Below are 9,235 nucleotides of genomic sequence, written 5' to 3'. Positions count from 1 at the left end.
AACAAGTCAATGTTTATTTTTACTTTATCCAATTTTATATTTTACTGACAGCCAACATATTTATTGCCGCAACTCTCTCCTTTTTGTTGCGGGTATTTCTTTTTTAGCTACACCCTATTTCTGCTCCCCTAAAAAGCCTACTTTTATAGCTGCCATGCTTCTATAAGAGTTGTTAAATGCTATATTTAAGCATTTGTGATCCCTTTTATCCCCTCATTTCTCTCTTTTACTCTCTGCTCCCTACTCAAGTTTAAGATAGGACTCTTTCGTTTCTTTACAAACATCCATTCTTTTTTTTCTTTAGTTTTAGAAGCCGGAATATGCTTTTTTGAAGCTTTTTCTCCTTTTTCTGTCTTCTGCTCCTTTTTCTTACCTCCTTTTTTGTATTTCTCCGGGTGCGGTTATACACCTCATTTGGGAAGATACCCGCACCTTTTCTGCTTTGTGCCGCCTATATTGCTGATTTTTTACCCATTCTACCTGATATGAGCGTCTTTTCGCACAGCTAAGAAAAATATAATTGGGCTTTTCAGCTGTAGCTTTTCTGCTATTTTAAACTAATTGTTAGAAAAAGAGGCCTTTACCATCCTTTAGAAACTTTAGTAGAAAAGTGCTAGCGCAAGCCTGCTCCTATTCTGCTGTTGCCTTAGAGCTTCATGGCATCTAAGGGGCTTTTCACTCCCTGCATGCCTTTGGTGGTGATATGGGTATAAATCTCTGTAGTCTTAGCCGATTCATGCCCTAGCAGCACTTGTATATAGCGCAGGTCCGTACCTCGCTCCAGTAAATGCGTGGCAAAGCTATGGCGCAGGCTATGCACAGTTGCCGGTTTTAGAATTTCTGCCCGCAGGCAGGCTTCTTTGAAGATCTTCTGCACGCTGCGCTCCGAGTAGGGCCCTTCATCCGGGCCTTCAAACACCCACCGCTTGGGGGTATACAGGTTGATATAGTCACTCAGGTACTGCCAGGTCTTTTCCGAGAGTAGTGTCAGGCGGTCTTTCTTGCCCTTGGCTCCTTTGACATGGATGCGCATGCGGTCTTTATCGATAGCCGATAGTTCCAGCTTCAAAAGTTCGCCCATGCGAAGGCCGGCTGAGTAGATCACTAACAGAATGCACTTGTGCTTGAGATTGTCTGTTTTGGTCAGTATACTCGCTACCTCCTTTTCACTTAAGACCACCGGCAGTACTTTTTCCCGCCTTGGCCGGTCTACATAGTAAAACTTCCGATTGCCTCCCAAGACCCGCTCATAGTAAAACTTGATGGCATTGATGGCGCTATTCTGATACGAATGTGACACAGCCCTTTCTGTTACTAAATGCCTCAGGTACGCAATGATTTCTGCTTCTGTAATCTCTTCTACCGGAGGGGTGGGGTAGTAATTAATAAACTCCTCAAAAAGCCGTTTGTACACTTTGATGGTCCGGTAAGAATATCGTTGCACGCTCATCTTCTCAATCATCGCATCCGGACACGGACGAAACAGGCTTTTATCCCTTTTGAACACCGGGCTACTCACAGCCGGCTTTTGCTCCTGTTCCAACCGCAACTGCCAGCCATGGTGGGTGCAGAAGTCCTGCAGCCCTTCTCTGACTGCCTCCGTATCTGCTACCGTCCACCAGCGGTTGTCAGCGTCCCACTTAGCCAATGGCAAGCTTTTGACAAGCCTGATCAGCTCTGTATGGTAGGGAAATAGTAACCGCACACGGCCTTGCATGTAGGTCACCAGCAGCAGGGTGGTTGCCGCTAAACCCTGCTCTTGTTTTGCCTTTAAGGCTTTATCTACTCCCCGTTTAGCTTGGATTGGCGTTTCTTGGCTAAGCCCCGCCTTTTTAAAACCTGCCGTTTCCATTCTTTGCCCTCCTGCGGCTGCTTCCACTGCTGGCAGTGCTTCTTCTTTTAATCGTTGGCCAAAGTAATTGCGCAGCAAAGTCAGGTTGGTGAGAGAAGGAGTAATATGCCACCGGAAGTGCACATCATCCCATCGGCTGTAGCGCAGCGAGCGCACAAAGGTAATGTCGGCGGCATTCTTTGGCAGCTGCAAGATTAGCTTACTTGCCCCCAGGTAAAGTACCACCTCCTTAGTAGTAGCTGCATGGGTGGGGGCTGCCTGCTCATTTCCGCCTGGCCGTTGGTTTGCTTCCACCGAAAGGATAGGATGAGTAGGTGCCGGAGCGGCAGAAAAGGAAGCGTGATTACTCATTTTCTCCGCTGTTGGCGGCATGTGGTCTGTTCTGCTGCTGCCTGTAGCTACATCCGTTAAAGGCCTGTTCCGAGCAGTTGGTGAAGATGGAATACCTATACTGTCAGAAGAGCCTTCTGTTCGTTGCGCTGCTTTCTGGGTGGATAAGATACTTATTTGCGGAAAAAGGGTTTTGAGCTTTTGGTAAGCCGCCGCTGTATAGGGAATGTGCCAGCATTTCATCGAAGCACTCCAGGCATAGCCTTCAATGGATTTTACTTGCCCAATGGCTTCCGATGCATAGGGTATATTGACCCGGATGCGGTCTGCTCCTTTATGAGAGATTTTTTCAATACTTACGTTAAAATGCATTGTTTGAACATAGGTTAGCCGGGGGCTTATGTGCTCCTGGACATTTGCCTCCATGAATCCACTTTCTACCCCTTCAGGTAAATAAAGCATATAAGAGGAAAGCGTATGGATAACAGCTATAAGCTATGCTAGCAACCATTCAACTACCTTACTAAAAGTAGATTAATCAAATCACAACTAGTAGTATTGTTAAGTAAGCAGATCTACTTACTTATTCAAATCCATCCCCTTTGTAAAACCTTAGCCCTAAAGCCGATAAAAAACAGGTTGACGATTTTTTCTTAAAATAGAGTATTGAAATTACTATGTAAGCACCTCCCCTTTTGGGCTAAATTAAGTAGGGCTACATGACGCATGCGCCCTTTCTACACCATTCCCCAAAATAGTTAGAATAGGTTGTTTTTCCCGGTCAGCATTTTGATTCTCATAAATGGCTGCCCATTTGATACCGAATTGAGCATTTTCAATGTACCAATATATCCTATTGCGCCAGTACTCAAATCCATTCATCGGCTCCTTCTGGCCAATGAATTTGGAATAGAAATCCTGTTTTCTGGTAGTGGTCTGCTCTAAATCATTAAAGAAATAAATAACTGTTTTGTATCCCCATTTGTCTATCTACTATTATAACTCTTAATTGATGTATCTAGTAGAAAAAAAAGCCACTTGTTAAAGTTAATAGCGAAAAGCCCAATAACACCCCTTTTCGATTAAAAAAATCAGCAGCAAAAAATCTCAGTTTATTGTATACAGCAAAATTTCAAAAACAAAAAACCGCCTAATTTGCGAAATTAAGCGGTTTTGAGAGTGATTCCGTTTGGATTCGAACCAAAGACCTACTGCTTAGAAGGCAGTCGCCTATATGCTGTAAATCAATAAGATATACCACTCAGGTCTCATATAGGTCTCGAAATATAATTTTAATTTGCCCTTTTTACCTCGTTTCGCTAGGAAAAATCAATGGCTTAGCCAGGCTAAAGAAGCGTTTTGCACGAGCAATACCTGTTAAAAGATAGATCCCTCTCCCCCTACTGGTTTTTTCGCCAGTCAAAGGTCACAAGTTCATTTATACTCGAAAAGACTGACTATATATTGGATCTTGCAAATGAATAGCTGCCTTTTGTATAACTTACCCATTTGTATAAATTAGTAAGTTTCTGAAATATTACCTGTTTAGGACTCTTTCTTTCGTAAACTATCTAGCTGGTTTTGTAGATCTTCGATATCCTCCCATAAGCGTTTATCGAAAGCAAAAGGTAACACAGCGATTAATTTAATTTCTTTGAATTCCGGATGCCTGGCATTTAATACATAGTTGAACTCATCAGGAATCACTGCTGAGGGAACTTTCAGTACCGGCGTGTCTTTAGCCACATACCAATCAGATCCTATTTGTTGACATTGCTTATGAAGGGTAATCTGATTCCAGCCTGTTTGTAGATTTCTCAGATTTATATGCTGAACAGCTAACCTATCAGGCACATAAATCACCATGGTCCTGAAAGTCTCAATCCCACCTCTGCCTCCTTTATGGGCTAAATTTTCTAAACAGGCTAAAGACCTGGAGGATGCTGTGTAAATGACTTCTTCTCCGCGCTGATTCCATCTACCCTCCACGCCGGATGCATAGAGCTGGTCAGCAAATTTAGCTTTAGTAATCCGAAATACTTCCATGCCTTATACGACATACCCATGCGCTATGCGCAGGAGTTCATCATAGACTAAATCAACCCCTGTAGAAGTATTGAGAAATTCAATGGGTTTTTTATTGCCTAAACTTAAAGAATTGATCCCGAGCCACTCTCTAAACTCTTTCATGTCTTCAAAAACCTCCTCTCCACAAAGGAATAATCGTTCTAATTTTAAGAATAGCTCCCTTCCAAAACATCAATTTTTTAGCATTCTTCCGGTAGTTATCCACTGTTTTAACATCTATGCCTACTAAAGAGGCAAGCAGCCCTTTTTGCATACCACTCACCTGAAGCAGTTTATCAAAATACCCAATACTAATGCCTTCATGAGCAGCATCAATTAAGGTGTAATCATCTTCTATAGTTAATGTTTTCATAACTATTTGCTCCTCTAATTAAATCTGTTATAAAACAAATATACGGAAATTTCCTCATTCAATACGAAAATTTTCTTAAATATTTTATTTTTTAGAGTTATCATTTCATTGGGATATTTGCTGCTGTGTATGCCCGGCAAACCGCTGATAAATTTATAGTTTAATATTGATAATTTGCACTTTGCCTGGTGTTGTTTGTCTAGCGGGAACTGCTGTTGATAAAAGCTGAAACCGCTGAAACACGGCTTCCCTCAGCCCCACTTGTAGCAATACTTTTGTTGTGCGCTTGTGCCATTGTCGTTAATTTGATATTATCAAGTTCACTATTTTCCAAAAATTCTTTTGGCTTCTTCTGGACTGAAGCGTCGCCATAAATTGTATTCACGATACTTGCACACTCTGAAGTGATTGCGAGCTTTAGTGAAATACTCTGCTTTAATGTCATACCATCGTCGCGCCGGAAGATAATTGACTTCATTGCTGTTGAGATCGAGTTCCAAACCAGTAATTGCTTTTGCCTGTATTTTTAACAAGTCGGGAGGCAGATCCAAATCTGCACCAATATGCCAAATGTGAGCGGTGTTGTCTTTGTTTGCTGTGACAATACTTTTACCGTCCGGGCTGAATGTGGCGTGGGTAACGTCGGTGCTATTCCCGATAAGTGTGACAATAGGATGGCCGGTAGATGCCTGCCACAGGTCTGACCTGCCATACGAATCTACTGTAAGTATATACTCACCGTCGGGACTTAAGTCTGCTTGCTGTGCATAGACATTTAAATTGATAGCCGAACCGATCTGTTTCAGACTTGCTACATCCCAAAATCTTAGTAAGCCACCACTTGCAGTCAAAACACGCTGTCCGCCTTCGCCGAATACGGCACTGGTTACGGCGTTCTGATGGTTTAAGGATCGACGGTCGCCTACATTGTGTGGAAAATCCAAAAGCTTAGTTTCTGTGCTCTGACCAAATACTAAAAGATCCTTGCCATTTGGACTTAATCGGCACCATCAACACTGGAATAAAATTTTACCGGATACTTGTATTCGTAACCATTCTTTATTTCGAAAAATTGACCTTCGCCGTAACTTGTGCTACTCCCCAAAATTAAGACCAATAGTTAAGTTGAAAAACAAGTATTAAAATAGTGGTCTAATGAAAGCAAAAAGAAAGCAGTACACATCAAATTTTAAAGCCAAAGTCGCTATTGAAGCTCTTAAGGAAAAAGAGACGTTAGCGGAATTATCTAAACGCTTCGAAGTACACCCAACGATGATTGGTAAATGGAAGCAGGACTTTCTCAGTAGAGCCGCTTCCGTATTTGAAAAGTCGTCTGAAGGGGAATCCCAGGAAGTAATTGACCCGGATCAGTTGTACGCCAAGATTGGCAGGTTAGAATTAGAAAATGAGTTTTTAAAAAAAGCTTGAAGAAGCTGGGCTAAAGCAGTTACGGGCAATGATTAACAAGGAGAGTAGATTAAGTATTCGAGCACAATGTGAGTTGTTAGGTTTGCACAAGAGCACACTATACTACCAACCGGTGGCTGAAACAGAGGAAAACCTGCGGATTATGCGTCTGTTAGATGAACGATATTTAAACCATCCCACAGAAGGAGTCTTGCAATTACAGGATTTTCTGCGGGCAGAAGGTCATCAAGTTAACCATAAACGAGTGAGGCGATTGCTGAGAAAATGGGCCTCATGGCCATCTTTCCCAAACCAAATTTAAGTAAGCTAGGCCGAGCTGAGTACATTTACCCATACTTGTTGAAAAATCTGTCTATCACTGAAAGTAATCAGGTTTGGCAGATAGATATAACTTATATACCTATGGCTAAAGGCTTTATGTATCTAGTAGCCATCATCGATGTCTATAGCCGCTTTGTGGTAGGTTGGGATATTTCCAATAATATGGATGCAAATTGGGTAGTAGAAACATTGCAGGTAGCCTTTACCCAATATGGCAAGCCACACATTGTTAACTCTGATCAAGGTAGTCAATTCACCTGTAAAAAGTGGGTAGAGTATCTGAAGGAGCAGCAGATTTTAATCAGTATGGATGGCAAAGGCAGGGCAATTGATAATGTATATATTGAAAGATTATGGCGGACAGTAAAATATGATTATGTTTGCCTTACCCCACCTGAAGATGGCTGGCAGCTATATCAGGGGCTGAAATCTTTCTTTGAAAAATACAATTGCCAGAAGTACCATCAAGGTATCGGAAGGCAACTACCTGTCGCAGTCTATTACAATGCATTGGCTAGCAGCGCCTGAATAGATTCTTCAATTAACAATTACCCATTTTTGGTCCTGAAAATGGGGAGTACCTCAATCATACCAATTATTTTACAAAGCAGCAGGCCAAACTCTGTGTTTTTGGATATATCGAAGGTTTATATAATAGTATAATAGAAGAAGAAGGCATTCTGCATTGGTAACAGAAGTCCAGAACAATATTTATTTAATTTAGAAGAAAAAAGAATGGCTGCCTGAAAAATTCCTCCAGTAAACTTTTTATATTTATTTAAGAAATTTTGACCAATAAGACTGTTAAACGCCTTGGTCTGATCCTACGTATGGCAACCTCATCAAGTTGCATTAGCGCTCAACCAAACAATGTTAACTAAAATGCGAACATGCCTATGATCAGTCAACAACCTTCTTCATTCAAAGATATTCAGATTCATGACTCTGGATTAAATATGGTAATTACCAAATTGACTATTCCCTCCAATTGGCAAGCCCACTATGAGATAGCCTGCGATCGGATAACGGGAGGCCCGCAAAGATATACATTTGTGGTTATTGGACCTAAAAACCAGTACATCAGAGCCTATGCCGGCACTTTTTCTTTTGGAGTGATGAACAATACATCTTATCAACAAGCCCTTGATCATGCAATCACTCATATCATAAAGCCAGAAAATCTAACGGATTTGCATTTCACTGGGCTTCAAATTAGCCATGAAAGTGAGCAGAATGCTAAATACCGAGAACTGGCACAAAGAGCTGCTCAAATGGGCCAACAGTATAATATCTTGGAGACTACTTTTACCGGAAAACGAGCAGGCAAAACGTTTAAGGGTAAGATATTGATCAACTATATGGTATCACACGTTGGTGGATTTGGCACTATGGGCAGTTTGCAACCTTTTAGAATGATGTTTGCAGCGCAAGAACATTTTGATGATCTGCTTTTAGTGGCAAAAAGAATGGATGATTCGATGATAGAGAACCCTGAATATAGTAAAACCGTCACAGAGATAGGACACAGATATCGGCAGCAAATGGCAGTTCAGCATCAGGCTCAAATGCAGCAGTTTAACGCTCAGACTCAGCAAATGCAAGCAGATCATCAACGAAGGATGGCTGACCAACAGGCCTCATTTGCCTCTCATCAAAAAAATATGGCGGGACTAAATCAGATACAAGAGGTGGCCCATGAAAATTATATGAAAACGCTAAAGAGCAACGGTAGTTTTTCAACTATAGGAAGTGAGCATGGAAGTCATAACGCTTTTGTGGATCAAATCTATGAAAGACAGAGTTTCAATGATCCATGGACAAATACGAAAGTTGCTTTGGATGGTCAATATGAGTACAACTACACCAATGGATTGGGAGATTATTATAGAACCAACGATCCTACCTTCAAACCTACTTCGCTACAAGGTGAATGGAATAAAATCGACCCTTTGCAAGGAAAATAACTCACAGACCTTGCATAGAATAGAAGAATGAAATTATGAAGGGTACAATTCAAAGCCACCCTGCGGTTTGTTGTTTGACCAGTCTAGGGGTAAAAGCAGTTGTTGAAGTGAGTTACTCAAACTACCCCTTTTTGATTAACTTATTTGAATAGGGACCGCCACCAAACTAAACTCCGGCAACAAGCACAGGCAAAACTCATCCTGTCGGTTTGCTTACCTGCCCTTCAGCTGTTGTATTTTTTTTAATTCTTTTCAAACCTTTCAAAATCAGATCTGGCATATGAGCCATACTAATAACCTGGTGATGCCTTAGCTGCTATCCTAGTATGGTAACCACTTGAAAATTTAGAAGGAAAAATGCATTGATAGGAATAGTTTTTGTACAAAAAAACAAAGGGGAGGGAATGTACCGATGATTTTTTTGAAGCTAGCTGTGGGCTTGGTTTTGGTTGTTTCTGCTACTAGTAGTTTGCAAGCACAGGCCTTACTGACCAATAAGAAGTGGAGCCTGACGAATAATAATCTTGAGACCCAAGTTGTCTTTCATGAGGATGGAAGATATAAAATCATCATGGGCAGCATTTCACAAATCATTGAATGGAGGAAGGTGCATGATATGCTTGTTATCATTTTTCCACCAGAAAACAGAAACCAACAGGCTATCAGCCAAGAATATTTAATCAAAAAGCTTCAAGAAGACACCCTGCAAGTACAACGAGTAGGCTTTCCTACCATAGAAACTTTTGTAGCGATCAGAGAGTAACTTTATTTACCTACTCAAAAAGCCATGCCTTGCATCGGTTCACCAATTGATGAATCTACCTTATCAAGTAATGTAAGTCTCAAGAAAGGGGCTGTTACTTTAACTACCATTTATTGTTACCCTATTTATCTCTTTAG

10 protein-coding genes are annotated in these 9,235 nt (G+C 41.2%); 5 read left to right on the top strand and 5 right to left on the bottom strand.

Annotated elements, in window-relative coordinates; translation table 11 throughout:
• Positions 1-646: 646 nt before the first annotated feature.
• The 5 genes from Q0590_RS35910 to Q0590_RS35890 form a co-directional block, all read right to left on the bottom strand.
• Entirely contained in the window at positions 647-2,644 is a 1,998-nt protein-coding gene (locus Q0590_RS35910; protein WP_302042511.1) for a tyrosine-type recombinase/integrase, read from the bottom strand.
• 1,083 nt (positions 2,645-3,727) lie between these two features.
• Entirely contained in the window at positions 3,728-4,228 is a 501-nt protein-coding gene (locus tag Q0590_RS35905) for an RES family NAD+ phosphorylase (RefSeq protein WP_302042510.1), read from the bottom strand.
• Positions 4,229-4,231: 3 nt separating this feature from the next.
• On the bottom strand, positions 4,232-4,372 hold the full coding sequence (locus Q0590_RS35900) for an MbcA/ParS/Xre antitoxin family protein (protein WP_302042509.1): 141 nt from the start codon (positions 4,370-4,372) through the stop codon (positions 4,232-4,234).
• A gap of 4 nt (positions 4,373-4,376) precedes the next feature.
• Positions 4,377-4,622: a hypothetical protein gene (locus tag Q0590_RS35895; RefSeq protein WP_302042508.1), complete on the bottom strand. Its 246-nt coding sequence runs from the start codon at positions 4,620-4,622 to the stop codon at positions 4,377-4,379.
• Positions 4,623-4,945: 323 nt separating this feature from the next.
• Positions 4,946-5,566 carry a WD40 repeat domain-containing protein gene (locus Q0590_RS35890; RefSeq protein WP_302042507.1) on the bottom strand — a complete coding sequence of 207 codons (621 nt, stop codon included), beginning with the start codon at positions 5,564-5,566 and terminating at the stop codon, positions 4,946-4,948.
• A gap of 211 nt (positions 5,567-5,777) precedes the next feature.
• Here Q0590_RS35890 and Q0590_RS35885 point away from each other — a divergent pair, with 211 nt between their 5' ends.
• The 5 genes from Q0590_RS35885 (at position 5,778) to Q0590_RS35865 (ending at position 9,098) form a co-directional block, all read left to right on the top strand.
• Positions 5,778-6,050, top strand: a complete 273-nt coding sequence (locus Q0590_RS35885; protein WP_302042506.1) for a transposase — start codon at positions 5,778-5,780, stop codon at positions 6,048-6,050.
• Positions 6,051-6,162: 112 nt separating this feature from the next.
• Positions 6,163-6,351 carry an IS3 family transposase gene (locus Q0590_RS35880; RefSeq protein WP_302042512.1) on the top strand — a complete coding sequence of 63 codons (189 nt, stop codon included), beginning with the start codon at positions 6,163-6,165 and terminating at the stop codon, positions 6,349-6,351.
• Positions 6,315-6,899 (top strand): IS3 family transposase, encoded by a 585-nt coding sequence (locus tag Q0590_RS35875; protein WP_366970814.1) that lies wholly within the window; start codon positions 6,315-6,317, stop codon positions 6,897-6,899. Before Q0590_RS35880 ends, Q0590_RS35875 begins: the two co-directional genes overlap by 37 nt.
• Positions 6,900-7,267: 368 nt before the next feature.
• On the top strand, positions 7,268-8,335 hold the full coding sequence (locus tag Q0590_RS35870) for a hypothetical protein (protein ID WP_302042504.1): 1,068 nt from the start codon (positions 7,268-7,270) through the stop codon (positions 8,333-8,335).
• 421 nt (positions 8,336-8,756) lie between these two features.
• The gene (locus tag Q0590_RS35865; protein WP_302042503.1) at positions 8,757-9,098 is read left to right on the top strand and encodes a hypothetical protein; all 342 of its coding nucleotides are present in this window, start codon (positions 8,757-8,759) and stop codon (positions 9,096-9,098) included.
• The last annotated feature ends 137 nt before the right edge of the window (positions 9,099-9,235 follow it).

Source organism: Rhodocytophaga aerolata (assembly GCF_030503435.1).
GTDB classification, from domain to species: Bacteria; Bacteroidota; Bacteroidia; order Cytophagales; family 172606-1; genus Rhodocytophaga; species Rhodocytophaga aerolata.
The sequence above is the reverse complement of the archived record's forward strand: the minus strand, read 5'-3'. Positions and strand labels throughout refer to the sequence as shown.

Coding starts and splice junctions, on each gene's coding strand:
- Q0590_RS35900 (WP_302042509.1), bottom strand. CDS start 4,372: ATGAAAGAGTTTAGAGAGTGGCTCGGGATCAATTCTTTAAGTTTAGGC.
- Q0590_RS35895 (WP_302042508.1), bottom strand. CDS start 4,622: ATGAAAACATTAACTATAGAAGATGATTACACCTTAATTGATGCTGCT.
- Q0590_RS35870 (WP_302042504.1), top strand. CDS start 7,268: ATGATCAGTCAACAACCTTCTTCATTCAAAGATATTCAGATTCATGAC.
- Q0590_RS35905 (WP_302042510.1), bottom strand. CDS start 4,228: ATGGAAGTATTTCGGATTACTAAAGCTAAATTTGCTGACCAGCTCTAT.
- Q0590_RS35885 (WP_302042506.1), top strand. CDS start 5,778: ATGAAAGCAAAAAGAAAGCAGTACACATCAAATTTTAAAGCCAAAGTC.
- Q0590_RS35875 (WP_366970814.1), top strand. CDS start 6,315: ATGGGCCTCATGGCCATCTTTCCCAAACCAAATTTAAGTAAGCTAGGC.
- Q0590_RS35910 (WP_302042511.1), bottom strand. CDS start 2,644: ATGCTTTATTTACCTGAAGGGGTAGAAAGTGGATTCATGGAGGCAAAT.